At 68.9% G+C, this 24938-nt stretch carries 22 protein-coding genes and 2 pseudogenes; 9 read left to right on the plus strand and 15 right to left on the minus strand.

Annotated elements, in window-relative coordinates:
- Window positions 1-82 precede the first annotated feature (82 nt).
- Window positions 83-637 carry a hypothetical protein gene (locus OG504_RS00805; protein WP_405987886.1) on the minus strand — a complete coding sequence of 185 codons (555 nt, stop codon included), beginning with the start codon at window positions 635-637 and terminating at the stop codon, window positions 83-85.
- A 220-nt stretch (window positions 638-857) separates the two neighbouring features.
- Window positions 858-995 (minus strand): hypothetical protein, encoded by a 138-nt coding sequence (locus OG504_RS00810; RefSeq protein ID WP_405987887.1) that lies wholly within the window; start codon window positions 993-995, stop codon window positions 858-860.
- 285 nt (window positions 996-1280) lie between these two features.
- Here OG504_RS00810 and OG504_RS00815 point away from each other — a divergent pair, with 285 nt between their 5' ends.
- A complete protein-coding gene (locus OG504_RS00815) occupies window positions 1281-3623 on the plus strand; it encodes an alpha-L-fucosidase (RefSeq protein WP_405987888.1) in 2343 nt (780 codons plus the stop codon).
- A gap of 250 nt (window positions 3624-3873) precedes the next feature.
- On the opposite strand, the gene OG504_RS00820 is transcribed toward OG504_RS00815, so the two are convergent.
- The 7 genes from OG504_RS00820 to OG504_RS00850 form a co-directional block, all read right to left on the minus strand.
- Entirely contained in the window at window positions 3874-4149 is a 276-nt protein-coding gene (locus OG504_RS00820) for a hypothetical protein (protein WP_405996228.1), read from the minus strand.
- Window positions 4150-4151: 2 nt separating this feature from the next.
- Window positions 4152-4964: a phytanoyl-CoA dioxygenase family protein gene (locus OG504_RS00825; protein ID WP_405987889.1), complete on the minus strand. Its 813-nt coding sequence runs from the start codon at window positions 4962-4964 to the stop codon at window positions 4152-4154.
- A 566-nt stretch (window positions 4965-5530) separates the two neighbouring features.
- Window positions 5531-5941 carry a nuclear transport factor 2 family protein gene (locus OG504_RS00830; RefSeq protein WP_405987890.1) on the minus strand — a complete coding sequence of 137 codons (411 nt, stop codon included), beginning with the start codon at window positions 5939-5941 and terminating at the stop codon, window positions 5531-5533.
- Window positions 5942-5943: 2 nt separating this feature from the next.
- Entirely contained in the window at window positions 5944-6750 is an 807-nt protein-coding gene (locus OG504_RS00835; RefSeq protein WP_405987891.1) for an MBL fold metallo-hydrolase, read from the minus strand.
- Window positions 6751-6795: 45 nt separating this feature from the next.
- Window positions 6796-7404 (minus strand): DsbA family protein, encoded by a 609-nt coding sequence (locus OG504_RS00840; protein WP_405987892.1) that lies wholly within the window; start codon window positions 7402-7404, stop codon window positions 6796-6798.
- A 155-nt stretch (window positions 7405-7559) separates the two neighbouring features.
- Entirely contained in the window at window positions 7560-8054 is a 495-nt protein-coding gene (locus tag OG504_RS00845) for a MarR family winged helix-turn-helix transcriptional regulator (protein WP_405987893.1), read from the minus strand.
- Between the two features lie 729 nt (window positions 8055-8783).
- On the minus strand, window positions 8784-10304 hold the full coding sequence (locus OG504_RS00850; RefSeq protein WP_405996229.1) for an SDR family oxidoreductase: 1521 nt from the start codon (window positions 10302-10304) through the stop codon (window positions 8784-8786).
- Between the two features lie 360 nt (window positions 10305-10664).
- Between OG504_RS00850 and OG504_RS00855 the strand changes: the two genes are divergently transcribed.
- Genes OG504_RS00855 through OG504_RS00865 form a run of 3 tightly spaced genes read left to right on the plus strand, consistent with a single transcriptional unit; the run spans window position 10665 to window position 12966 of the window.
- Complete coding sequence (locus OG504_RS00855) at window positions 10665-11963, plus strand: ISKra4 family transposase (RefSeq protein ID WP_405987894.1); 1299 nt, start codon at window positions 10665-10667, stop codon at window positions 11961-11963.
- A 59-nt stretch (window positions 11964-12022) separates the two neighbouring features.
- Entirely contained in the window at window positions 12023-12433 is a 411-nt protein-coding gene (locus OG504_RS00860; RefSeq protein WP_405987895.1) for a DUF6221 family protein, read from the plus strand.
- The gene (locus OG504_RS00865; protein WP_405987896.1) at window positions 12412-12966 is read left to right on the plus strand and encodes a transposase family protein; all 555 of its coding nucleotides are present in this window, start codon (window positions 12412-12414) and stop codon (window positions 12964-12966) included. Before OG504_RS00860 ends, OG504_RS00865 begins: the two co-directional genes overlap by 22 nt.
- Window positions 12967-13287: 321 nt before the next feature.
- Here OG504_RS00865 and OG504_RS00870 read toward each other — a convergent pair.
- Window positions 13288-13544 (minus strand): annotated as a pseudogene (locus tag OG504_RS00870) (IS5/IS1182 family transposase); the annotation flags it as partial.
- Between OG504_RS00870 and OG504_RS00875 the strand changes: the two are divergent.
- Window positions 13543-13977, plus strand: coding sequence for a hypothetical protein (locus OG504_RS00875; protein ID WP_405996638.1), 435 nt, complete (start codon window positions 13543-13545; stop codon window positions 13975-13977). The pseudogene OG504_RS00870 and the gene OG504_RS00875 overlap by 2 nt on opposite strands.
- A 222-nt stretch (window positions 13978-14199) precedes the next feature.
- Window positions 14200-14955: a DsbA family protein gene (locus OG504_RS00880; RefSeq protein ID WP_405987897.1), complete on the plus strand. Its 756-nt coding sequence runs from the start codon at window positions 14200-14202 to the stop codon at window positions 14953-14955.
- Between the two features lie 206 nt (window positions 14956-15161).
- Here OG504_RS00880 and OG504_RS00885 read toward each other — a convergent pair whose 3' ends face one another.
- Window positions 15162-15914, minus strand: a complete 753-nt coding sequence (locus OG504_RS00885) for a DUF429 domain-containing protein (RefSeq protein WP_405987898.1) — start codon at window positions 15912-15914, stop codon at window positions 15162-15164.
- A 69-nt stretch (window positions 15915-15983) separates the two neighbouring features.
- Between OG504_RS00885 and OG504_RS00890 the strand changes: the two are divergent.
- Window positions 15984-16391, plus strand: a pseudogene (locus tag OG504_RS00890) (response regulator transcription factor); the annotation flags it as partial.
- A 118-nt stretch (window positions 16392-16509) separates the two neighbouring features.
- On the opposite strand, the gene OG504_RS00895 reads toward OG504_RS00890, so the two are convergent.
- The 4 genes from OG504_RS00895 to OG504_RS00910 form a co-directional block, all read right to left on the minus strand.
- Window positions 16510-18201: a GAF domain-containing protein gene (locus OG504_RS00895; RefSeq protein ID WP_405996230.1), complete on the minus strand. Its 1692-nt coding sequence runs from the start codon at window positions 18199-18201 to the stop codon at window positions 16510-16512.
- 102 nt (window positions 18202-18303) lie between these two features.
- Window positions 18304-18510, minus strand: a complete 207-nt coding sequence (locus OG504_RS00900; RefSeq protein ID WP_405987899.1) for a DUF2180 family protein — start codon at window positions 18508-18510, stop codon at window positions 18304-18306.
- Between the two features lie 720 nt (window positions 18511-19230).
- Window positions 19231-19638, minus strand: a complete 408-nt coding sequence (locus OG504_RS00905) for a hypothetical protein (RefSeq protein WP_405987900.1) — start codon at window positions 19636-19638, stop codon at window positions 19231-19233.
- A gap of 563 nt (window positions 19639-20201) precedes the next feature.
- On the minus strand, window positions 20202-21056 hold the full coding sequence (locus OG504_RS00910; protein ID WP_405987901.1) for a slipin family protein: 855 nt from the start codon (window positions 21054-21056) through the stop codon (window positions 20202-20204).
- Window positions 21057-21505: 449 nt separating this feature from the next.
- On the opposite strand from OG504_RS00910, the gene OG504_RS00915 reads away from it, so the two are divergent.
- Together OG504_RS00915 and OG504_RS00920 are read left to right on the plus strand one after the other, a co-directional pair.
- On the plus strand, window positions 21506-21976 hold the full coding sequence (locus tag OG504_RS00915) for a universal stress protein (RefSeq protein ID WP_405987902.1): 471 nt from the start codon (window positions 21506-21508) through the stop codon (window positions 21974-21976).
- Between the two features lie 120 nt (window positions 21977-22096).
- Window positions 22097-24919, plus strand: a complete 2823-nt coding sequence (locus tag OG504_RS00920; RefSeq protein ID WP_405987903.1) for a cation-translocating P-type ATPase — start codon at window positions 22097-22099, stop codon at window positions 24917-24919.
- Window positions 24920-24938 lie beyond the last annotated feature (19 nt).

Genomic DNA, 24938 nt, shown 5'->3' on the forward strand with positions numbered 1-24938 from the left:
GTAGTGCTGTTCTTCCGCGAGAACTACTGGGACCCTCAACACCGCGACGTTCCAGGTAGGAGCGCCCAAGCACCTCACATTCCTACAGCTTGTGCTGCTCAGGACATGATCGGGTCCTCTGGCTGCGGTGCGGGCGCGCGGCGTGGATGTACTTCATGGCAGTGCGGGGGGGGGAGAGGCCGAAGAGCCGGATGAGGTGGAGGGGGTCGTCGGTGTGCTGGGCCTCGTTGAGGATGCGGTCCACGCGCAGGCGGCCGGCCTGGTGGCCGTGGACGCGCAGGGGCTTGTTGATCGCCTCGATCGACACCGGGGGCCGGGTGTCGTCAGTGGCGGTACGGGCGGTGACCAGCAGGTAGGGGCTGGTGGTGGCGGGCCGGCGTCGGTGGCGTGCGGCGAGCCATTGCCGTGCCAGGCGGTGGGTGAGTTCGTCCAGGTAGACGGTGTGGACGGGTTTGCCGGTGCGGCGCACGCGGAGGGTGGCGCGGCTGTGGTCGAGGTCGTCCAGCAGCAGGGGGCGCTGGTCGTGGGTGCTCAGGGCGTGCACGGCGGCGAGCACGAAGCTGAGCCGGTCGCGGGAGTTGGGGAGGCGGTCGAGAGTGCCGCGCAGTATGTCATCGGCCGGCGGTCGCGGCAGCACGATGGCGGTGGTCAGGGAGACGTTGCGGGCCGGGTACGAGGATATACAGGCCGCGCACGACGGTACGGCTGCCGTTCCTGCGGCAGCTCCCGGCCGACGGCATAGGCAGGCTGACGGTCCGGGCCTCGGCCGTCACCGGGTGCCGGCCGACCTCGCCCACCTGAACGATCTGAGCAGACTCTCCGTTCATGTCGAACGACTGACCCAACCCTCCTCCCACTCAGGCCAGTTGGTCGAGCTCCGGCAGGTCGACGAGCTCGGGCTGGACGTGCCGGAAGCCGAGGACAGGATGGTCACCCACGTGGTGAGCCTGCCCCGGCTGCGCGAGCCGTACCTCTGTTCGGAGGCTGTTACCCATGCCGGACTCCCCTCCCGCTCTCTGCGTACACCGATCCCGGGCACCTCGTCGAGAACCGAGAAACAAGTGGACGGCGTGGGTACCGCGGACGGTTCAGGGGGCCGGACCGGCTCAGGCCGCGCGTTGGTGCGACTGAGATCCACCAGTAACTGGCCGAACAGGACATGCAGCCGAGCGACCCTACTTTTCATCCTATGAATTCCTCCAACTCCTCCCCCTGTCCCCACTGTTGACAGTGTCTCGGCTCTCCTCAATCATCAGACATCCGATGAATTGGAGCCGCTCATGGGTACGTATCCGAGACGTCAGGTCCTGGGCGCCGCAGCCGGAGTCGCCGCAGCAGCAGCCCTTCCCCTCACCTCAGCCACCGCCGCACACGCCGACGAACCACTTGCCGAGCACGCCGGGCCATGGGTTCCCGTCCCCGAGCCGGTCCCCGTCCCGCTCGACGACCTCTACGACAACGACGGCATCGACACCACCACCGCCCGCGGCGGTGACTTCGACGGCTCGGGCTACACCTTCCCGGGCGAGGAACTCCCCACCGGCCGCGTCGAGGTCGACGGCATCCCCTTCCTCTTCCCCTCCTCGACCGCGGGCGCCAAGAACAACGTCGTCGCCCTGGGCCAGCGCGTCGAACTCCCACAGGGCCGCTACCTCTCGGCCGTCTTCCTCACCTCGGGCAGCTACGGCAACGCCTCCGGCAACGCCACCGTCCACTACGCCGACGGCTCCACCACGACCGCAGGCCTCGGCGGCGCCGACTGGTACGCGGCCGGCGGCACACTCTCCGCCCCGTACCGCTACCGGCCGGACGGCACCGAGGACCAGCACGGCGTCGGCATCGGCACCTCGGAGGTCTGGCTCGACCCGCAGCGCGAGGCCGTCGCCCTCACCCTCCCCGTCACCAACCCGGCCGAGGCAGGCAGGACTTCCCTGCACGTCTTCGCCCTCTCCCTGCAACCCGCCGCCCAGGGACGGGCGTTGACCCTGCGCGACGCCCACTCCACCAACTCGCTGCTGGAGTCGTCCGGCGCACAGAGCGTCGAGGCGACGGTCGTGAACGCCGGTACGGTCGCGATCCTCGCGGGCGACGGAGTGTCCGTGCGCGTCGACGCCGAGGGTGCCCGTACGGTCGAGGCCGCCCGCGTCCGGCGCCTGGACCCCGGTGAGCAGGCCCGCGTCCGCGTCGGCATCCGCAGCGGTGTGACACCCGGCACCGTGCGGGACGGCACGGTGACCGTGACCGGACGCGGCTCCCAAGTCGCGGTGTCCCGCAAGCAGTTGACCCTCGGCGTCTCCGACTACGGACCCACCGGGGCCTCCCTCGCCGGCCACCAGGCGCCGTACTGGTTCCAGGGCGCCAAGTTCGGCATCTTCATCCACTGGGGCGTCTACTCGGTGCCCGCCTGGGCGCCGGTCGGCAAGCAGTACGCCGAGTGGTACTGGGACCAGATGCAGGACCCGAACAACCCGACGTACGCCTACCACCGGGACACCTACGGCGAGGACTTCGCCTACGACGACTTCATCCCGCGCTTCACCGCCGAGAAGTTCGACCCGCGGGCCTGGGTGGAACTGTTCCGCGACGCGGGCGCCCAGTACCACGTGCTCACCTCGAAACACCACGAGGGCTTCGCGCTGTGGGACACCAAGGTCTCCGACCGCAACGCGGTCAAGATGGGCCCGAAGAGGGACCTGGTCAAAGAACTCTTCGACGCCTCACGCCGCCACACGCCCGAACTCCACCGCGGGCTCTACTTCTCGATGCCGGAGTGGTTCAACCCCGACAACCCGTGGATGGGCCACGCCCCACGCAATCCGTACACCCTTGAGCCGGTGCCGTACACCGGATACACCGCGGGCAAGGACTATGTGACGCAGTATCAGGCCCCGCAGATGCTGGAACTGATCCACGGCTACGACCCCGAGCTCATCTGGTGCGACATAGGCGGCGCCAACGACAGCCTCCATGTGCTGGCGGAGTACTTCAACCACGCCAAGAACCGCCGCCGTCCGATCGACGTGACCGTCAACGACCGTTCGGGAATCGCCTTCCACGACTTCACCACGCCCGAGTACACGACGTACGAGAACACGGTCGTCGCCAAGTGGGAGTCCAGCCGCGGCCTCGACCCGTTCAGCTACGGCTACAACCGGGCCACCCCCGACGACGGCTACATGACGGCCGAGGAGGTCGTGCGCAACCTCGTCGACATCGTGTCGAAGAACGGCAACTTCCTTCTCGACATCGGCCCTCGGGCCGACGGCTCGATCCCCGAGATCATGCAGACCCGGCTGCGCGAGACGGGCCGCTGGCTGCGCGTCAACGGCGAGGCGATCTACGACACGACGTACTGGTCGCGGATGGCGCAGCTCGGCGACGACCTGAGGTTCACGGTCCGTCCCGACGAGGCCTTCTACATCCACTCCCTGGCCAAGCCGAGCACCAAACTCACCGTCGAAGCGCCGGTCCCGATCCGCAGCGGTGACAAGGTGACGATGCTCGGCCACGGCCGCCCCCTGACATGGAGCCTCAGCAACGGGGCGCTGGTGATCGACGTCCCCGAAGCCGCACGCAACGCGGGGCAGCACGCATGGGTGTTCAAAGTGCATTGGCGTGTCTGAGACCCGACGGACACGCTGAGCACGACCGATGGTCGCGACGGCATCACGCCGTCGGCTGGACAGACCCGTCGGATACGTGAGCGCCACCCAGTTCAACAGCGAGTACCGCAGCGCCTATTGCCTGCCGCCGGGCCAGGACACGGCCTTGCTCGGGCCGACCGACGATCCGAACCGATCGCCGCGCCGACCCATCGGGTCGGTTGGTCCCGCGCCGAACGCGGGACCGACCGGCCGGGTCGGATCTTGGACGTCAGGCGACGCCCGTGTCCGCCAGTTTTTCGAAGAAGAACTCATGCTTGAGGAACGACACGTCGTACTCGTGCCCCGGATACGGGGGAATCAGCTGAGCTGCCTGGAACAGTCTCCAGCCGTCCTCCAGGGCACGGACGCCCGAAGTGTACGGGGGCTTGTCACTGTCGCCCGCCGTCGGTGTCGTGAGCCCCGTGCCGTCGTAGAGAGACCAGCCCACCACATCCGCGTCCAGTGCGGAGGTGGCCAGGTAGAGCACCAAGACCTGCTGACGCATGCTCATGCGGCCTGCCTCTCGGGACGGTTGGAGACCCGCGACACCCAGTGCTCCAGGTCGAAGGTGTCGTCACCCGTGAGCGAGCGCCACAGAAGGACTCGGTTGTAGATCTCCAGGCGTCCGGTGGCCTGCTCGTACCACGGGAACATCGTCGACAGCTCCGCGGCGACGCGAGGATCTCCCAGGTCCGACGTGTCCCACAACCGGAGTTGACGCACGGTGGGATTGAAGCGGATCTTGAACATGTACCGGACGGCATCGCTGTCGTTGCGCCGGCCTCCGTGCCACAGACCATGGTGCAGAAACACCACGGTGCCGGCGGGACAGACCAGCCGACTCTGCCCTCTCAGGTTCTGGTAGCGACCGGTGTCCGACTCATTCGTACGCCGCAGATGACTCCCCGGCACGCTGAGGGTTCCGCCCATGTCCAGCGTCACGTCCTGCGGGTAGTACATCAGCTGTACGTCGAACGCGTCGGTGCGCACGTCGATGATCGCGTCCCCGTGCAGCGGCTGCGCCTGCCCCTGACGGGGCTCCCGGATGTGGACGGCATGGTGGTCGACACTGGGTTCGGGCCCGACGAGGCTGCGCAACGCCCCTGCCACCTCCGGGATTTCGAGCAGGAGACGGGCGAAGGACCCCTCAGGGTAGGCGTCCGGCACACTGCTGCCGTAGGCAACGTCCGGAACGCTCTTGCGCAATGCCTCGATCCCTACGACGTTCAGCTCGGGCGGCACCACGGCGTCCAGCCTCAATGAGCCGTGGGACACGAAGTGCGCCATCTGCACCGAACTCAGGAGCTTGGTGTTGGTCATGCGCTCCAACGTAGGACCACCGCCCCACCCGGGGCGTTGGCTCCGCTCACCACCGCTGGTCATTTTTCACCGTGTGTGAGACATAGATCCACCTCGGCGAACCACACACGGCAAACAGCGGCCACGGCCCGGGGAAGACACCTGGATTCCGCGGGACGTAAACCCGGCTCAGTCATAGCGGTTGGGCGATGCCGGCCGTTCAGTGGGGCGCTCCATTGGCCACGTCGTGGGGGCTCCGGTGGCCAAGGTGGTCACGCCTCCGTCCGGCCATTCGATCCGTGCCGTTGCCCGGGTAACGACCAGATCCCCTTCGGCGACAGCCCGCTTGATGTCCAGGCGCTGTTCCGGGAACTGACCGCGCAGCCAGTGGACGTAGCCGACGAACGCCTGCGGACTGTCCCTGCGCCTCCGGGTTGTGCTGGGTGTAGCTCTCGCCGAGATACGCGGCGGCGGCCTGCTCCGGCCGATGGTCGTTGAACGCCTGCTCGTTAAACGCGATGACGAGCGCCTTGTTGTCGGCAGCGGACACGAGCTTCTCCTGCTCTCCGAGGGGCCGGGTGGTGCGGTTACGCGGTCATGGCATCGCGGACGAGCGCGGTGTCGACGAACTGCTCGAAGCGCACGATGTGTCCGCCGCGTACGACGAAGTGGTGGGCGACGCGGACGTCGATCGGCTTCCCGGTGGCCTTGTTGGCCGCGGTGTAGCGGGCGAGGACGACGACGTTCTCCCCGTCGACAACGTAGGTGTCGTCGTGGGCGGTCCAGCCGTCCCAGTCCTGGCCGAGTTTCTCCATGACGTTGGCGGTGACGCCGTCGGGGGTGCGGTAGGTACCGGCGAGAGGGAAGCCGGCCATCTCCGTCCACTCGACGTCGGGTGCGAGGGTGACCCGAAGTGCCTCCAGGTCACCTGCCGCGGAGGCGAGGTACTGACGCCGTACGACATCGACGGGAGCGGTGGAGGCAGCGAACTCGGTCATGGTCAGCCCCACTTCATCTCGCCCTTGGCGACCTTCGCGCCGATCTGGGCGGCGATCAGCATGCCGTTGCCTGGGTAGCGCTTGACCAACGCCTCGGCCAGGGCCGCACCGTCGGCCGCCGTGGCGAGCTCCTCCTCGAAGACCAGAAGGTACTCGCGGGTGGCGGAGATGGCGGACGCGTCGGCCGGCGCGCCGGGCAGCTGGTGGCCGGGAACAACCAGGTCGGGCTGGAGGGCGGCCATCTCGTCCAGCAGGTCGATCCACGCGGCACGGTCGCCGGGGGTGGGGGTGTCGGCGACCCAGACGTGCTCCTGCTGGAAGAGCAGGACGCCGCCGAGGAGGGCGCGGTGCTCGGCCTGCCACAGGTAGTGGCGGTCGGGCAGTGCGGCCGGGCCGCCCTTGAGCTCGAAGCGGTGGCCCTCCAGGGTGAGGTCGCCGGTGAGCGGGGTGAGGTCGACCAGGCGGGTGGGCAGGTTCGGGCCGAGCGCTGCCCATGCCTTGAGCTTGCCCTCGTAGGTGTGCTGGATGTGCTCGATGACGAGGGGGGTGGCGACGAAGGTCGCGTCGGGGAAGGCGTCGGCGAGGACCTCGGCGCCGAAGTAGAAGTCGGGGTCGGCGTGGCTGACGAAGACGGTGGTCAGCTTCTTGCCGGAGTCGAGGATCTCGGCGGCGAGGCGGTGGCCGTCGGCGCGGGTGAAGGCGGCGTCGACCAGCAGGGCGTCGTTCTCGCCGGTGACGAGGGTGGCGGTCTTGTTCTTGCTGCCGGCCGGGAAGTCGAGGTCGAGGACCTTGAAGGAGAGGGTGCTCATGCGAGGGCTCCTTTACGCAGGGGGTGGGGTGGGGGCAGGGGAAGATCAGTGCGCGACGAAGCGTGCGTCGACCTCGTCGGCGGTGGCCTGGCCGTAGGCCAGCGGGGTGACGGAGTCGCCGTCGACGGCCAGCAGAGTGGGGAACCCGGTAACGCCGAGCTGGACGGCGCGGCGGAAGTCGGCGTGGGCCGCGGTCTGAGCGTCGGGGGCTTCGAAGGCGGTAACGACGGCATCCGCGTCGAGCCCGGCGGCCTGGGCGACCTTCCGGTAGGTGGCCGCCTCGGACAGGCTGAGTCCGTCGACGTAGAAGGCGGCCTGCAGGGCCGCGGCCAGCTCCGCCGCGCGGTCGGGGGCGACCTGGCGCAGGGCGGCGACACCGCGGGCGGCGGCCTCGGAGTCCATCACGAACGAGCCGTCGGCGATCAGCCGCTCGTAGGCCGCGCCGAACTCGGCGCCGGTCAGCTCGGCGATCTTGGCGTTCGCACCCTGGACGTAGCCGAACTGGCGGACGGGCACCTGCCGCGATCCGGTGAACAGGCCGCCGGAGACGACTTCGACCGGCATTTCGGGGTGACGGGCGGCGACCTCGCTCAGTGTTCCGGAGAACCCGTGCGACCAGCCGCAGTAGGCGTCGAAGACGTAGACGAGCTTCATCGAAGACCTCGGCAGAGATGTGCGCCCGCGGGTTGCGAGCGATTCACCTGACAGAACAGTAACTGACGCGTCAGATATTTCAAGGTTCGTGTGAGGTGGGGCACATGGGTGTGGCTGACCACGTCAGTACACCAGCGCGGCCGCTGGTCCGCAGGTCAGGGCAGACGGGGCAGCAGGTCCCGGGCCGTGTGGCTGAGGATCCGGAGATCCTCCGCGAACCGCTTCCGGTCCGCCTCGGGCAGGGGATCCACGAGGTACCGCTTGATGTTCTCCAGGTGCACCCGGGACGCGCACACGACCGTCTCCTCGCCCAACGGCGTCAGCCGAACCAGCTTTCCGCGCCGGTCGTCGGGGGAATCCGCACGCGTCACGAACCCCGCCGCCTGCATGCGATCAACCAGCCGGGTGGCACCGCCCGTGGTCAACACCTGTTCCTGGGCGATGGCCCGCATCGAAAGCCCCGGATCGCCCGCGCGCCCAAGGATCAGCAGCACCTCGAAGACCAGATGGCTGATGCCACACTCCGCCTCCAGCGCCCGGCCAAGGATGTACTCCAGCCGGTTCGCCGCCCCCTGCAGCCGCCCGAACGCCAGGATGAGTTCGTGGTCGGCGGCCTCCTTCGCCGTCCTGATCTCCGCTTCCTCGCCCACGGCCGCGCGGCTCCCCTCTTGTCGTCTCGGTATCACCGTACCGATCACGTTGGAACATGCGGGGCAGGTGACTGTCGATCTCCTCTTGATGGTGGCTGAGACAGCCCGAAAATCGTCCGGCCGGTGGACAGCGTGGCCGACGGTACTGCGCCGTGAACGAAGTACGCCCGGAACTCGAAGAGTTGCTGTTCTTCTCGCTGGAGAGCGTGATGGTGGAGTCGGTCGACGACCTCGGCGACACCGTTGCCTCGTGACCGGCGCCACCGGTTCTGGGAGACGTTGGTGAAGAGCTCGTCCGCGATCTCCTGGCTGCCGTGGTCCTCGGCGATTACGCGCATGGCCCGGGTCTCACGTCTGAGAGAGCCGAGATCTGGAGAACCAGCGAGAAGGAGCCGCGGGCGGTGGAGCACACAGGAACGGTCGGAATGTTGCTCTCCGGCATGCGACCGGGGATCTGGCGGGCCGCCGCCACGCCGGCTGGAGCGTGGACGCGGCGGCGGCCCTCAGGGGCCGGCAACCCGACGGGGGGACGGATTGCCGGACCGGTGGGTCGCCCTTCACCCAAAGAAAGGCCGGTCACCTGGTCGAGTGCCGTGTATCCGGCGGTCGTGGTGCCCTTGTCCGGGAGGGCGCGTGAGACCCATTCGAAGCGGACAGCACGGACACGCTGGTGATGGTGCCGCTCTTGCCAGTGTGATGGGGATGCGTGCGCTACCGGTGGGATCCTGGTCAGCTGCGGTGGCCTCGGGCCCGGGCGGGGCGATGGGCACGCCTGGGCCTGCCGGTGTTCTTGGCGGCGGCCCGGGTGATGTTGCGGGCCATGCCGCCGAAGACGACTGCGTGGAACGGCGAGACGGACCACCAGTAGACGTGGCCGAGCAGACCACGGGGGTGGAACAGGGCACGCTGACGGTAACGGGTGCGGCCCTCGGTGTCCGTATCGGAGTACATCTCCAGCCAGGCCAGGCCCGGCAGTCTCATCTCCGCCCGCAGCCGCAGCAGTCGTCCGCGCTCGATCTCCTCGACCCGCCAGAAGTCCAGCGAGTCGCCGACCCGCAGGTGTTCGGCGTCGCGCCGGCCGCGGCGCAGGCCGACTCCGCCGACGAACCGGTCCATCCAGCCCCGGACCGCCCAGGCCAGCGGGAAGGAGTACCAGCCGTTGTCGCCGCCGATCCCCTCGATCACTTCCCACAGCGCCTGCCGCGACGCGTCGACCGACGCCTGCCGCTCGTCCTCGTAGAGGCTGCCGCCCGCCCAGTCCGGGTCTGTGGGCAGCGGGTCACTGGGCGCGCCCGGCACGGAGGCCGACGACCAGCGGGTGACCACCTGCGCCTCCCGTACGCGCTGGAGCGCCAGGGCGAGCGCCTGGTCGAAGGGCAGTGGCCGGGCCGGCTGGTCGGGCATGTAGCGGGCGATGTCGTGCTCGTGGCAGATGACCTCGTGGCGCAGGGACTCCGTGAGGGGTCGGGCAATGGAGGCGGGCACGGGCGTGACGAGCCCGACCCAGTGGCTGGACAGCCTTGGCGTCAGGACCGGAACGGGCACGACGAGCCGTCGGCGCAGTCCGGCGACGAGGGCGTAGCGTCGCATCATCTCGCGGTAGGTGAGGACGTCCGGCCCGCCGATGTCGAACGTGCGGTTGACGTCGTCCGGCATGGTCGCGGAGCCGACGAGGTAGCGCAGCACGTCCCGCACCCCGATGGGCTGGGTGCGCGTGTTCACCCAGCTCGGGGTGACCATCACCGGCAGCCGTTCGGTGAGGTAGCGCAGCATCTCGAAGGAGGCCGATCCGGAGCCGATGACGACCGCTGCCCGCAATACGGTGGCGGGCACCGGCGACTCCAGGAAGATCCGTCCCACCTCTGCCCGGGAACGCAGGTGGGGGGACAGGGAGCTTTCGGGCACGCCCTTCGGGGTGAGTCCGCCGAGATAGACGATCCGTCGTACGCCGGCGGCCCGTGCCTGCTCGGCGAAGACGTGCGCGGCGCGGCGGTCGGTGTCCTCGAACCCGGCGCCGGAGCCGAGGGCGTGCACCAGGTAGTAGGCGACGTCGATGCCACCCATGGCTGAGGCGACCGACTGGGGGTCCGTGACGTCCCCGCGAACCGTCTCGGCGTCGCCGGTCCAGGGGTGGTCACGGAGTCTGTCCGGTGAACGAGCGAGGCAGCGTACCCGGTGGCCGGCCTCCAGCAGCTCCGGTACCAGGCGTCCGCCGACGTAGCCGGACGCTCCGGTGACCAGGCAGTGCAGCCGCCCGGCGTCGCGGCCGCCGTGTCCTTCCGCGGCGTCGGTCGCGTTCCGCTGTCCGTCCGCGCTCACGATCCTGCCTCCACGCGCTTGCTCCGACGCTGTTGCCTCGTCGTCCGATCATCTCCGCAACGGGGTGACCGTGCCCGTCGGGGCGCCGCGGCCCGACGGGCCGATGAAGCCTGCGCCGCCCGGTTCCGCCTCCCTCGGCCACGGCCCCGCACGCCCTCGTCGAGGACGCGCTCGGCAAGCAGATGCTCGCCCTCCTGGTCCAGCTCCAGGCTGCCTGCACGGCTGCTGTTCCAGGGACACCTCGATCCGCGGGAACGCCGAGAGCGGGAACAGCTGCGGAAGACAAGAGGAGTGGTGGTCCGCGGTGCGGACGGGCAGGTCCGCCCGCACCGCGAGACGGGGCACTCCCGACTGCTGGCCTGCGTGTTCGGCACGGTCACCATCACGCGAACCGCATGGCGGGGCAAGGGACTGGCCAGCGTGCACCCGGCCGATGCGGAACTCTCCCTGCCCGCCCACCTGCACTCCCGTGGTCTGCGCCGCCTCGCCGTCCTCGAGGCCGTTCGCGGCTCCTACGACCAGGCCAAAGAGGCAATTGACCGCGGCTGCGGGAAGGTCCTGGGCAAACGGCAGGCCGAAGGGCTGTTGGTCGCCGCGGCGGTGGACGTCGGTGACTTCTACCAGTGCACGATTCCGCTTCCGTCGACCGCCGCGACCGCACTCGTGATGCAGGTCGACGGCAAGGGCGTCGTGATGCGGCCCGAGGCCCTGCGGCCCGCGGCGCTCAGAGCACACCTGAACGGCCGGCGTGCTCTGCGAACCCGGCTGGCTCCGGGTGAGAAGCCGCACCGGAACGGATGGCCACGCTGGCCTGCGTCTTCGATACCGACCGCCGCGTCGACCACACGATGTGATCGCCCCACCCGAGGGCCGCAGCACCACACGGACCCTCGCCCGGGGCCAAGAGCACAACACAAATGGCTCACGGCCTCCCCTATCCATCCACCCGAGCACGTGATCGCCGTCGCATTCGACCAAGCCGAAGCCCGCGACCGGGACCATCTGCGCCACTGGGTGGTCCTGGTCGACGGTGCCCGCCACCAGCTGGAGTTGATCCAGGCGGAAGCCGACCGGCTCCACATCACGGTGCACGTCCTGCTCGACTTCGTGCACATGGCCGAGTACATCTGGGCAGCGGCCCACCGCTTCCACAAGCCAGGCACCCCCGACGCCGAAGCCTGGGTCGCGGGCCACCTCACCGCGGTCCTCCACGGGCAGACCGACCGAGCCTCCACCGAGATCATCGCCGAGGCCGACCGAACTCATCTCCACGGAACGAGGCGTGAAGGCGCCGACGCCTGCGTCCGATACCTCACTGGTCACCTCGACCAGCTTGGTTACGACCTCGCGCTCGCCGCAGGTTGGCCCGTCGCCACCGGCCCGATCGAAGGGGCCTGCCGGCACTTGATCGGCGACCGCCTCGACATCACCGGCAGCCGCTGGGGACTCGACGGGGCCGAGGCCGTCCTCACGCTCCGAGCCCTCATCGATAACGGCGACTTTGCCGCCTACTGGCGACACCACCTCTCCCGCGAACACGAACGCCTCTACCCCACCGCCGACCAGTACGACTACGAGCTCACGGCCTGACCGACGATCTTCCCTCATCATGCCGGCCCAGAACTGGCACAACTGCAACGCTGAGCGCCATGACTGATGCGCTGGTTCAGTTCCTACGTGACCGCCTCAACGAAGACGAACAGGCAGCACGCCTCGCTGCCGGCTCCGGCCGGTGGGCGCTTGGTGACGACGCCCCGGGCGACGAGCCCAACTGCGTCTACATAGGCGAGTACGGCAGCACGGTCATCGAATGCCCTCGCCCGGCCGATGCTATGCACATCGTGCGCCATGACCCTGCCCGCGTTCTCGCCGAGGTTCAGGCCCACCAGACAAACGTCGACGAGTACGACATCGCTCTGTGGGCCAAGACGGCACCCGAGGACGCCGTGTCCTGGGAAGCCCGGCGATCTGCGCTCGAAGATGTCTGTCTACGGCTCGCCACTGTCTACGCCGACCATCCCGAGTGCCGCGAAGAGTGGTGGCCAAAGGGAAAAGCTTGAAGCCAACAGGCTGTGACCTCGATCAGTCCGATTGCATTGGCCGGAAGGGTCTCCCACCCCCAACCAGCACGACCGCGGCCTCACACCCTGATCGACGATCTTCCCTCCGTGAGAGCTGCACCCCCGGCCGGATGCACGACCAGACCACCGTGCACACGGAGGGCATCGCTGAACAGTTCCGGCAGCGACCGAGGGTCAAGGCCAAGGTCGACTCTGGCTACCCCGGCCTGGCCAAGGAGTTCCACTACCAGGTCACGGCCCCGCCGAAGAAGCCAAAGGACGACGCCTGCGAGGGCGACAAGCGAGCCTGGCGCGAGGCCAGACGCCGGCAGTCCTCGGCCCGAATCTGTGTCGAGCACACCAACGCCGAGCTACGGCAGTGGGCACCGATACGCAGGTTCATCGGACGCCGCGAGACCTTCCCACAGACCCAGCAGGCCATCGCCAGCCTGATCTCCGACAGGACGGCCCAACGCCCTGCCCGTCGCGCGCTCAGCACCGAACTGGTACTCACCCGCCACACGGCCTGCTGATCACCACCAGCCGAATCGTCTGGCCGGCATGCCCACAGATCAAGCGCGGGTGAGGTCGTAAGCCAGCAACCAGGCCCGTACAGCGATGTCCATCAGATGCTCCTGTCGTACGAGGTGAGGCTCGGCACCGTGACAGTGCCGAGCCTCACTGGTGATTTACCGCTACCTACGCACCCGCACCGGCTGCCTTCGCAGTCCGTCGCCTGGGAACCCTGACCGGCTCCGGCTCCAGCTCCAGCTCCAGCTCCAGCTCCGAGGCAGGATTCGCCACGGTCGGCGTCTCCCCCATCGCCGTCCGCGCCGACCGGGTTCGAGGTGTGTCCGCTCGACGACCCAGCGTTGAGTGCCGAGTCCGGAGCGATGCTCGGTGCCCGACGAGCGATCAGCGGTTTTACACCGATCTCCCAGACCATGCGGCGGTTCTTGTCGTGGTCGTAGCCGCGGTCGGCCAGGACCACGCTGGGGCGGCGACGGGCTCGGCCGCGCTTGCCCCGCACCGGTAGCACGGCTTGGAGCAGTGGGATCAGCTGAGCTTCGTCATCCCTCTGGCCGCCGGTCAAGGTGCCGGCCAGGGGGATGACGAAGCTCAGTTCTGGGCCGACGCCTACGACAACCTGGCCCGACTGCAGAGCCGGCCCAGCCATTGCTTCCCCGTCCCCCACGACGTCACCTGGCAGGACGCACGAGATCAAGGACATCCACGCGCTGCTCGACGGGAAGAAGACCGTCCTGCGGGGCGAGACCATATCCGCAGCCGCAGGCCTCGACCAGCTGGCCCGCATCCGCGACGGGATGTTCCACCTCACCGCCGGATACGAATCCATGATCTTCGCCCTCGGCGACCACCAGATCGACCTCTGCCCCTACACCGAGACCTACACCGTGGACAAGATCCTCAACATGCGCGAGGCATGGCGCGAACTCGCCGACCACGGGCACGCCACCGTGATCATACGGCTGGCCGAACACACCCCCGCCGTACGCCACCTCGGAACCCAACAGCCGCAATAGGCACGGCCGGCAGTCACCGCGGGAGGGGATCCGCGCGCCGGGCCGGTCCTCTTCGCGCTCGAGCGTCGTCAGCTCTCCCGGCGCCGTCGAACTGTTGCCGGCCACCGGAACAGGCCGGGATCCGGTGGTACCAGTTGAGCGGGACGGAAGAACCGAACCCCGCGGCCTCAGTCCCACAGCGGATGGCCTACCCTCCCACTCCAAGAACACAGGGGGGGCATCATGCGGTTGAATCGCGGGAGTAGACGGCTGACGGCAGCCGTACTGACAGGCGTGCTCGGTGCGGCACTGGTGAGCTGCGGGTCCCGGCACCCGGCCGCCGCGGCCGACGGCGGGCGGCCAACGGCGGCCAAAACCGACTACCCCCGGCTGGACGACGTGCCCGAGCAGGTGGAATCGGACGGCACGAGCATTCTGGTGGGCGACCCCCAGGCACAGGTGACCGTGCACCTCTACGAAGACCCGCGCTGCCCGTACTGCAGGGAATTCGAGACCACGGGCGGCGGCCCGGTCCTGACCAAATGGGTTCTGCGGCACAAGGTCAAGGTCGAGTACACGATGGCGTCATTCCTGGACCCGCGGCTGGGCGGAAACGGGTCGAAGAAGGCGGTCAACGCGCTGCGCGCGGCGGTGCAGACAGGGAAGTTCGCCGAGTACCACGCGGTCCTCTACCAGAACCAGCCCTCCGAGGAGGTGGACGGCTTCACCACCGCGCGCCTGCTGCAACTGGCCAGCAAGGTGAACGGGCTGCGGAACCCCTCCTTCGACACCGCGGTGAAGTCCATGAAGTACCAGGCCTTCGTCGACTCCACCGAGAAGGTGTTCGCCGCCGCTGGACACTACAACGGGCACGCCGGACCCGGCACACCCACCGCCGAGATAAACGGGTACCGGATCCCCGTCAAATACAGCGGACTCCTCTACAAGGCAGACCTCTTCGACCAGTACCTGGCAAAGGTGGTCAGCGCAACGACGTGAGGGGCGGGCGGTCTGCCGGAGGCTTCCGGGTCCCGACCGACCACGCCCCAGTCGGCCATGCCCTTCCCTCACTGCCATGAGGGGGGCTGTCTTGAGCAGCGGTGACGACGCCGACCTCCTCGGTGGCCTGTTGGATGCTGAGGGGTCTGCGCGTGCTGCCGCAGCTCGCCAGGAAGGGCGAACGAGATGGGACGATCAAGAGCAGGTCATGAGGGGGCGGATGGGGCGAGCCTGATCAAGCTGTCGGGTTCGGGAAGGTGAATCCAACCCTCCACGGCGGCGGCTCGGTCCTCCTGTTCGCCCTGGGGACCGGAGGTCAGACCCAGGGCTGCGGCCCGGGCGACAAGGGCGGCGATCAGCGCATCGAAGGCGTGCTCATTCTTCTCGTACATCTGCTGGGCACCGGGTTCGAACCGCAGCCATGGGGCTGCCTTGAGCAGTGCCTCTGTGGAGCGCGTACCGTCCAGGCGCCATACGGCCCGGGCGCCGGCGGGATAGACCTCTACCACCGGTCCGGCGCCAGTCCGATCAACAGGGCGGCCTCCAAGGGCAAGTTGGTCAGCGAGGTAGGCCCAGCGCGCCGCGGTCGCCCCCAGTTTGTCCATCGACACCGAGAGCGGACCGCGCCCGACCAAAGGCCGGACCACCGCATCCACGACCCGGTCAGCCGTCCGCAGCCGCAGCCGGGCATAGTGCCCCGCCCGCCCCGTCCGCCCCGGCCACGGCAGGTGACCCGCGTGCGCCGCCACGGCTTCGACAAACGCCACTGGCCAGCCAAACGGGCAGTCGACCCCCGCGCGCTCGCCCGGCGCGAGACCTGAAAGCAGTTCCAGCAGATCCTCGTCCCCGCACCCAACCGTCGGAGTCATCGCTTCTGCCCCGCCCGGGCTCCAGCGGATCTCCGCAGCCGCTGTCGACCGCGACCCAACCGCCAGATCGACACCGATGGTGCGCTCCACCCGTTCTTCCCCCTGTAGGCGCTGCAGATCTCTCATCGAAGACAGCCAGACTATGCCTGCAGTGGACGTCTGCCTCCCTCCGGCCGCACACGCCGCCCCGCGCGCAGCGCAGCGGACATTACGGTGGTCGGCGAGGCGGGTACGAGTGCGCAGGCGTTGGTCCACGGCCCGGCGCTGCGCCCGGACGTCGCGATCCTGGACACTCGCCTCCCGGACGGTGGCGGCATCACCGTCTGCCGTGAACTGCACCACCGAATAACGGAGTTGGCCTGCCTGATGCTGACGTCGTTCGACGATGACGACGCCCTGCTGGACGCGATCATGGCCGGGGCGGCCGGCTACGTCCTGAGACAGATCAAGGGCTCCGATCTGGTTGTGGCCGTACGGACGGTGGCGTCGGGGCAGTCGATGCTGGACCCGGCGACCACCGGACGGCTGATGCGCAGTCTGCGCGCGCCCTCCGGGCAACCCGCTTCATAGGCAGGACAGTTGGACGCTCTGACCGTGCGCGAAAACGACATGGTGGATCTGAGCGGCGGTCCCGGCGGTCCGGCTCGCACCGCTGGCCCCCGACACGTGATCCCGGAGGGTCGCGCTAGCGCCGGTCGGGAAGCGGTACGCACCAGCGGAGGAGGGTGCCGCTCTCGGGCGGTGCGTCGAGGGTGAGTTCACCGCCCAGGTTCCGCGCGCGCTCGCTGAGATTGCGCAGCCCGCTACGGTGTCCGCCTTCGCCGATTCCGACCCCGTCGTCGGTGACCGTCAGCGTGAGCCGCTCCTTGCGGACCACGAGTGCGATCTCCGCGGACGAGGCGTGCGCGTGCCGGGCGATGTTCGCCAGGGCTTCACTCAGCACCGCCACGACTTCATCCGCCATGGTGTGCGGAACGTCGGTGTCGAGCAGTCCCTCCATGAGCAGGGAGGGAGTGAACCCCAGCGCGGGAACGGCTTCCTCGGCCGTCTTGGATGCACGGGCCCGAAGGCCGTGGCCGATCACGGTGCTGTCGTGGGCCCGCAGACCGAAGATCGTGGACCGGATGATCTTGATGGTGGTGTCGAGGTCGTCGACAGCCCGGTCGATCCGCTCGGTCCCTTCCGGGTGCGCAACGAAGCGATGCGCGCTCTGCAGCGTCATTCCCGTCGCGAACAGCCTTTGGATGGCCAGGTCGTGGAGGTCGCGCGCGATACGGTCGCGGTCCTCCAGGAGGCTCACCTGCTCGGCGGCCTTGCGCCGGTCGGCGAGTTCCAGCGCGAGGGCGGCCTGGCCCGCGAAGCCGGGCAGCGGCTCGGTCTCCGCCTGGGTGAAGGGCGGGCACCCGGCGGTGCGCGCGAGGACGAGCACCCCGCGGTCTCGGTCACTGGTGCTCATGGGAACGGCGACCGCGGGCCCCAACCCCGACCAGCGTTCGGGACAGTACGTGATCCGCGGGTCACTCCCCACATCCGAGGTGACGATCAACTGCCCTGCGGCCAGGGCCGCCCCGCTCAGAGTCCCCTCGCGCGGCAGTCTCACACCACGATGGAGCTCGGCACCTTCCCCGAGCGCGAGTACCCCGCGCAGTTCCCGAGTTCCCACGGTGACCAGGTCGACCACGCCGAGATCGGCCGAGGTGATGTCCTGCGCCCGGTTCAGCATCAGCTCCAGGACCTTCGTCTCCGGGGTCCCGGAGAGCAGGCCACGGGTGAGCTCGGCCCCGGCCGCCATCCAGCGTTCTCTGACCTGCGCCTCCGCGTAGAGACGGGCATTGTCGATCGCCACTCCTGCGGCCACGGCCAGGGTCGACAGGACGGCTTCGTCCTCGCTGTCGAACTGGGCACCACCGCGTTTCTCGGTGAGGTAGAGGTTACCGAACACTTCTCCCCGGACACTGACGGGCACACCCAGGAAGGAGTGCATCGGCGGGTGGTGCGGGGGGAAGCCGTGCGAGGCCGGGTGCTGCGACAGCTCTGTCAGCCGCATCGGTTCCGGATGCCTGATCAGCTCGCCGAGTACCCCGTGCCCGGCGGGCAGGGCCCCGATCCGCGCCTGCTCGGCCTCGCTGACCCCGACCGTGATGAACTGGGTGAGGCTCTGATCGGGACCGATGACACCAAGTGCGCCGTATTCGGCGTCGACCAGGACCACCGCGGCCTCGGTGATGTGGCGCAGCACCTGGGAGAGATCGAGCTCGCGGCCCACCGACAGGATCGCCTGCAGCAGCCCGTGGAGGCGTCCTCGGGTGCCGCGGACCACGCGGATCTGGGCCTGGAGTTCTTCGAGCAGCTCGTCCAGACGTAGGTGCGGCACCATCTCGGACCGTGCGTGTTCCTCGACGTTCACTTGCTGCCTCCGGTCGCTCGGTCGTCCCGGGCGGCCTGCCGTTGCTGGTACCCGGTGGGTGGCGCGGCCAGGTCAGAACTGGTGCTCCGCGTCATGACAGATGAGGCACGTGATGCGGCGAGCGGGTTCCTTGAGGGTGGTCACGCCCATGCCCTCCGGACGCTCCAGATGCTGCGCGTTGACCTTGATGTGCTCGGGGCAGAGGGCGGCTCCGCAGTTCCGGCAGACGGCGACGGCAGCGGTGGTCCTACCGGACTCGTGACACTCGTAGCAGTTCATGCTTCGTTCTCCTCTCTGAGGGGTCGACGGGTGCGATGGCGTGCGCGAGCACGCCCGTGTGAGCCGAGTCCTGAAGCAGGCGCACGCTTCAGCGGCGTAAGAACTGTCTGGTCCCGTTCTGCGCCTTGGCTGTTGGCCGCAGGCAGGAAGAGCGCGCGTCGGCGCGTGGACCTCGCAGTGGAGCGTCTTACCGTCCAGTGCGCTTCTACGCCCCCGATGAGCGGGCGGTGGTCAACGACCGGCATCTCGGCGAGCGCAGAGGGACGAAGGGACACGACCACCGACGCCGCAGGGAGCCCTTTGGCCTGCCGCGGCGGGAGCTGGCGGTCTTCCCACCAGGACAGCGCGATCATCGTGCCGAGCAGGGCGAGCGGGAGCACCGCCGGGAGGAGCAGTACGTACATGAGCACCGCCAGGGCTTCGATGGCCTGTCGAGAAGGGCGGGGCAGAGGGAGATGCCTCGCTGGACGCATCGGGTTGCCCAGGAGCACCGTGTGCAGGGAACGGGACACAGGCCCTGCGACGGGTGAGCGGAGTGCTCCGGTGCGACATCGCGGTGGAAGCGGCGCTGCCGGGGACCAGGGCGGCGCCACCAACACTAGTCCCCGGATTCGGTCCTGGACAGCGACAGTCGCCCGGGGACGCCGGGACCAGACCGGGCCGGGGACAGGGATCCGACAGTCGGCAAAGAGCTTCGCCCGAGCCGCTCAGCAGCGCCGACTACGTGACGATGAGCAGAACGATCCACATGACTGCGGCGAGAACCGGAAGCGCATAGGCGATCAGCGGCATCGCGCTGGGACCAGGGATGCGACTGCATGTATAGGTTTCGGCGTAGTCCGGCAGGCGCTCGGCAGTACGTCGTTGGATGGCCCGGTTGTAGCGGTGATAACGGTGTCCCACGTATGCCCAGATGGCGGTGAGTGCGAGCCCGAAGCCGGCCAGGACACGTGCTGCCGCGTGCGTGGTGCCCGATGTGGCGGTGGTGCTGTAGGCCACCGCCAGGAGAGATTGCGCGACGAGGAACAGGTTGCCTCGCTCGAAGACCATGGTGTCGGTGTGGAGGTGGTGCTCCCACAGACGGGCGTCTGCGTCTCGCCGCTGTTCGTGGTTCTCTGGCGTCGCCATGCGGCAGGTCTGCCCTCGGCTTCAGGGGAACAGTCGACTCCGGCAAGGCTCACAGCAGCACTCCCCGGCGTGAAACCTGCCGAGGGAGCGCTGTCGTCGCAGACGCAAGGTGGCGGCCGCGGCGACGTTGTGCTGCCGCGCGAGACTTCGTCGGCTCCCCCGGCGGGCCTGGGCGGTGGAGCGGCCGTACTGGACATCGTCTCGGCGAACGTGGCCAAGGCGTTCATGGGCCGCCGCCGTCAGCCGACGATGATCGGGGTGGAGCGTGCCCCAGGACATGGTCATGAGCTCCGGGCCCAGCACCGTGCGTCCGTGAACGCGGCCTATGGGCAAGGGAGTCGGGACCGAGCCGGTGGCCGCAGGGGGAAGCACCGGGCGGTCGTATGCAGGGCCGCCCCGGTACACCCGCGTCAACTGGCAGTAAGCCGCCGGGGTCCAGGACGTCTGTCCCCACCGTAGCCCCGTTCGGGTCAGGCACAAGGGGACCACCACCCCGCGTCATTGTGCCGGTGGCCTGCCAGGACGCCTCTCCTGGCAGGCCACCGGCACAATGACGCGGTTGATCAGACGGTCATGGGAGCCCCGTTCAGTACGGGATCCGGGCTTGTCCTGGTGCGCTCGGTGGGCGGCGGCGTCGTGGACGCGGCTGCCGCGGTCTCGCGGGCGAGGAAGGAGCCGAGCTCGCCGATGGTGCTCATCAGCGGGGCGGGGAAGACGACGGTGGTGTTCTTGTCGACGCCGATCTCCACCAGGCTCTGCAGGTTGCGCAGTTGGAGGGCCAGGGGGTGGTCCATCATGATGTCCGACGCTTCCCCGAGGGCCGCTGCGGCCAGGGACTCGCCCTGGGCGTTGATGATCTTCGCCCTCTTCTCCCGCTCGGCCTCGGCCTGCCGGGCCATGGCACGCTTCATGCTGTCGGGCAGCTGGATGTCCTTGAGTTCGACCAGGGTGACCTCCACGCCCCACTCGACGGTGGCGACGTCGAGGATCTCGCGGATGTCCAGGTTGATGCGGTCGGTCTCCGACAGCGTCTCGTCCAGCGTGTGCTGTCCGACGACCTTGCGCAGGGTGGTCTGGGCGATCTGGTTGATCGCGTCGTGCACGTTCTCGATCGCGATGACCGACTTCACGGCGTCCACGACGCGGAAGTACGCCACGGCCGACACGTCGACGCTGACGTTGTCGCGCGTGATGATCCCCTGCGACTGAATGGGCATCGTGACGATCCGCAGCGAGACCCGGTGCAGGACGTCGACGAACGGAATGATGAACCGCAGACCAGGAGATCGAGGCCCGACCAGTCGGCCGAACCGGAACAGCACCCCCTGCTCGAACTGCTTGACGACCTTGATGGCCATGGCGATCACCACGACGACCAGCACGGCCACGACGACGATCAAGAAAATGAGTGTTTCCACGGTGCTGCTCCTCAGATAGGGCACGACACCTCTGGTTCCTTCGTGCTCCAGCCGGAGCCCGAAGGAAGACCAGAAGCTGGACCGGGCTCATGCGCCAGGAAGAGGGAAAGCCCCTTGGCGGCGGGCCAGGCCGGGCTCCGCAGTTCGTGCCGTGTTCCCAGCATCGCTCGCCTCCTCCGGAGCAGGCAGGGGCCAACCGGTCCCCCATTGCGTTCGTCTCGGCCCGGATACAGGTGGGCCGTACAAGAGAGGGCCGTGCGGCCCTGGAGGTGGGGCCGGTCGGCCCGCCATGCGTTCGGCGAGGGTGCGTAGCGTGAAGGTGTCTGTCCGGCTCTCCCCGTAGTGGCCGGCACATCTGCCGAGGCGCCTCCGTCGAAGTCCCGGCGGCGCGAGCCGGCTTGCCCTCGGGCAGGCCGGCTCTGTTGGCAACCGACCGGCAGGAGAACGACATGGCTCAGCACACCGACGAGAGGCCCTCGCCCGTCGTTGTTGTGGGCGTCGACGGCTCGGCCTGCTCACAGGCGGCACTGCGGTGGGGCCTGGCGCAGGCCGAGTCGACCGGCAGTACCGTCGAAGCGGTCGCCGCATGGCAGTACCCCGAGGTGTACGCGTACACCCTTGGCTGGAGCCCGTCGGTGCCCGAAGGAACCGAGTTCGCCAAGATCGCCGAACGCGCCCTGCGGGAAACCGTGGCCGTGGTGCGCGACCATCTGGACCATCCGGCCGAGGTGACGATCCGCGTGGACGAGGGTCATCCCGTGCAGGTACTGATGGACGCGGCCCGCACCGCACAACTCCTGGTTCTGGGCAGCCGTGGCCACGGCACCTTCACCGGCATCCTGCTCGGCTCGGTCAGCCAGCACTGCGTGGAGCACGCGCCCTGCCCGGTCGTCGTCATCCCCCCACCACGACCCGCGTGACGGGACGCTCGCCGGCCGAGGACAACGACCGCTCCCTCGTGGCGTGTTGGCCCTGACAGACAAGGGCTTCGAGGCACATCCGCACCATCCCAGGCACGTTCCTTCCCGGGAGAGCCCCTCATGACCCGGTCATCACACACCGCCGAGCGAGAAGCCGCGCTGCCCGGTGAACCCGACAACGCCGAGCAGGCCGACGAACGGCGACAGCCGGCGGAACTCTTCCGCGACCTGCGCACCTCCCCCTCGGGCCTCACCAGCCGGGAGGCGACCCGCAGACAACTGGTCTACGGCCCGAACGTGCTGACCCGTTCCGGCGGCAGGCGCTGGCCGGGCGAACTGCTCTCCCAGTTCACCCAGCCCCTGGCGATCCTGCTGGCCCTCGCCGCCGTCCTGGCATGGGCCGGAGGAACACCCGCGCTCTCCATCGCCGTTGTGGCCGTGATCCTCCTGAACGCCGGATTCGCCTTCGTCCAGGAGATGCAGGCCGAGCGAGCCGTGGAGGCACTGGCCGCGTTCCTGCCGCCCACCGCCAGGGTCGTACGCGACAAGGTGCGGTGCGAGGTCGCGGCCAAGGATCTCGTGCCCGGCGACATCCTCGTCGTCTCCGAGGGCGACCGGGTCTGCGCCGACGCGCGGATCATCGAGGGCACTCTCACGCTCGACCTGTCCTCGCTGACCGGCGAATCCCTTCCGGTGACCCGCTCGCCCGAGCCGTCCGACGAGACCGGCTCCCTGCTGGAGGCACACGAACTCGTCTTCAGCGGTACCACCTGCAGCGGTGGCGAGGCGGAAGCGGTTGTGACCCGGACGGGCATGTACACCGAACTGGGCCGCATCGCCGCGCTGTCGCAGCGCGTGCACACGGAACGCAGCCCGCTGGAGAAGCAGGTGCGGCGGGCCACCTGGATCATCGCCGTCGTCGCGGTCGCGATCGGCGCGGCCTTCCTGCCCATCGGCGTCGCCGCCGGGCTGGGCTGGGGTGCTGCCATCAGCTTCTCCATCGGGCTGATCGTCGCCAACGTCCCCGAAGGGCTGCTGCCCACCATCACCCTGGCCCTCGCCGCGGGAGTGCGGGAACTCGCCCGTGGAGGAGCCGTCGTCAAACGCCTCTCGGGAGTCGAGACCCTGGGATCGACGACCGTGATCTGCACGGACAAGACCGGCACCCTCACCGAGAACAGGATGCGGGTGACCCGGCTGTGGCTGGCGGGCGGCGAGACGGACGCGGACCGGGCCGTCCACGAGCCGCAGGCGGAAGTCCTCGCGGCGAGCGGCGCCGCCTGCACCACCGCCGAGGCACCCACACCGGAACAGCCTCAGGGCAGCGGCGATCCCACCGAACTCGCGATCCTGCGCCTGGCCGAGGACCTCGGCGTCGCCGTCGAGCCCGCGCAGCGCAAGACAGCCCGCCGCACGATCTTTCCCTTCGACGCCCACCTGAAGCGCATGTCCACCGTGAACGACGAGGCAGGCGCCGCCACGGTGCATACCAACGGCGCCCCCGAAGCCGTCCTGCCCTGCTGCACCCACCTCCTCGACCCGCAGGGAAAGAGCGTCGAACTGGACGCCGCCGTGCGCGCAGAACTGAACACCACCATCGACGGCTACGCGGCCTCCGGACTGCGGGTGCTCGCCATCGCCCACCACGTCCTGGACCACGGGGAGAAGGCGCCGGTGGACCGGCCGACAGCCGAATCCGGACTGACCCTGATCGGCCTGGTCGCCATGGCGGACCCCGCACGTGCCGGCGTCGCCGACGCCGTCAAGGACGCGCACCAGGCCGGGATCCGTATCCACGTCATCACCGGCGACTACGGACTCACCGCTGCGGAAATAGCCCGTCAGGTCGGCATCGGCCACGTCGGCAGCCCGGTCCTCGCAGGCGACGTACTGGACCGGATGAGCGACAAGGACCTCGACGAACTGCTCGCGCAACGACAGGAGATCGTCTTCGCCCGCACCTCACCCGAAGCCAAACTCCGTATCTGCGAAGCCCTCCGCGCGCAGGGCGAGGTCGTGGCGATGACCGGAGACGGCGTCAACGACGCCCCCGCACTGCGCCACGCCGACATCGGTGTCGCCATGGGCAAGTCGGGAACGGACGTGGCCCGCGAAGCAGCCACGATGGTGCTCACCGACGACAACTTCGCCACCATCGTCTCCGCGGTCGACGCGGGACGACGCGTCTTCGACAACGTCCGCAAGTTCGTGCTCTACATCTTCGCCCATGCGGTACCCGAGGTCGTTCCCTTCCTCGTCTTCGCACTCTCCGGCGGCCACATCCCGCTGCCGCTGACGGTCCTGCAGATCCTGGCGATCGACCTCGGCACCGAGACACTCCCCGCGCTCGCACTGGGACGCGAGCCTGCCGAGCCCGGACTCATGTCCCGCCCGCCCCGACCCCGCACGACGGGAGTCATCGACCGGGCCCTCCTCTTCCGCGCATGGGCGTTCCTGGGGACCGTCTCCGCAGTTCTGGTCATGGGTGGCTTCCTCTTCACTCTGTGGCGCGCGGGCTGGCACCCAGGAGATCCCACGGGCGGCGGCACCCCGTTGCACCAGGCTTACCTGGAAGCGACGACCATCACGTTCGTCGGCATCGTCGCCTGCCAGATCGGCACCGCGTTCGCCGCCCGCACCGACCGCGCCTCCCTGTTCACCGTCGGCATCTGGACCAACCGCCTTCTCCTGTGGGGCATCGCCTTCGAGCTGACCTTCACCGCGGCGGTCGTCTACGCACCGCCCCTCCAGCACATCTTCGGCACGGCAGCCCTCGGCCCGGCTCAGCTCGCGGTCATCGCACCGTTCCCGTTCATCGTCTGGGGAGCCGACGAAGCGCTCCGCTGGGTCCGACGCCACCGTGATGCAACCAGGGCCACATCGCTCAGTACGCCCGCGCCTGCGCACATCGCAGAGGGGCGTGCGGTGGACCAAGCAGGGTGAGCAACGGGATCAGTACCGC

The organism is Streptomyces sp. NBC_00986 (assembly GCF_045162565.1).
Taxonomy (GTDB): Bacteria; Actinomycetota; Actinomycetes; order Streptomycetales; family Streptomycetaceae; genus Streptomyces.

Bases quoted from the DNA above. Each gene is read 5' to 3' on its own strand.
- OG504_RS00810 (WP_405987887.1), bottom strand. From the start codon at position 995: ATGGGTAACAGCCTCCGAACAGAGGTACGGCTCGCGCAGCCGGGGCAG.
- OG504_RS00815 (WP_405987888.1), top strand. From the start codon at position 1,281: ATGGGTACGTATCCGAGACGTCAGGTCCTGGGCGCCGCAGCCGGAGTC.
- OG504_RS00820 (WP_405996228.1), bottom strand. From the start codon at position 4,149: ATGCGTCAGCAGGTCTTGGTGCTCTACCTGGCCACCTCCGCACTGGAC.
- OG504_RS00825 (WP_405987889.1), bottom strand. From the start codon at position 4,964: ATGACCAACACCAAGCTCCTGAGTTCGGTGCAGATGGCGCACTTCGTG.
- OG504_RS00830 (WP_405987890.1), bottom strand. From the start codon at position 5,941: ATGACCGAGTTCGCTGCCTCCACCGCTCCCGTCGATGTCGTACGGCGT.
- OG504_RS00835 (WP_405987891.1), bottom strand. From the start codon at position 6,750: ATGAGCACCCTCTCCTTCAAGGTCCTCGACCTCGACTTCCCGGCCGGC.
- OG504_RS00840 (WP_405987892.1), bottom strand. From the start codon at position 7,404: ATGAAGCTCGTCTACGTCTTCGACGCCTACTGCGGCTGGTCGCACGGG.
- OG504_RS00860 (WP_405987895.1), top strand. From the start codon at position 12,023: ATGACTGATGCGCTGGTTCAGTTCCTACGTGACCGCCTCAACGAAGAC.
- OG504_RS00875 (WP_405996638.1), top strand. From the start codon at position 13,543: ATGACGAAGCTCAGTTCTGGGCCGACGCCTACGACAACCTGGCCCGAC.
- OG504_RS00880 (WP_405987897.1), top strand. From the start codon at position 14,200: ATGCGGTTGAATCGCGGGAGTAGACGGCTGACGGCAGCCGTACTGACA.
- OG504_RS00895 (WP_405996230.1), bottom strand. From the start codon at position 18,201: ATGGTGCCGCACCTACGTCTGGACGAGCTGCTCGAAGAACTCCAGGCC.
- OG504_RS00900 (WP_405987899.1), bottom strand. From the start codon at position 18,510: ATGAACTGCTACGAGTGTCACGAGTCCGGTAGGACCACCGCTGCCGTC.
- OG504_RS00905 (WP_405987900.1), bottom strand. From the start codon at position 19,638: ATGGCGACGCCAGAGAACCACGAACAGCGGCGAGACGCAGACGCCCGT.
- OG504_RS00915 (WP_405987902.1), top strand. From the start codon at position 21,506: ATGGCTCAGCACACCGACGAGAGGCCCTCGCCCGTCGTTGTTGTGGGC.
- OG504_RS00920 (WP_405987903.1), top strand. From the start codon at position 22,097: ATGACCCGGTCATCACACACCGCCGAGCGAGAAGCCGCGCTGCCCGGT.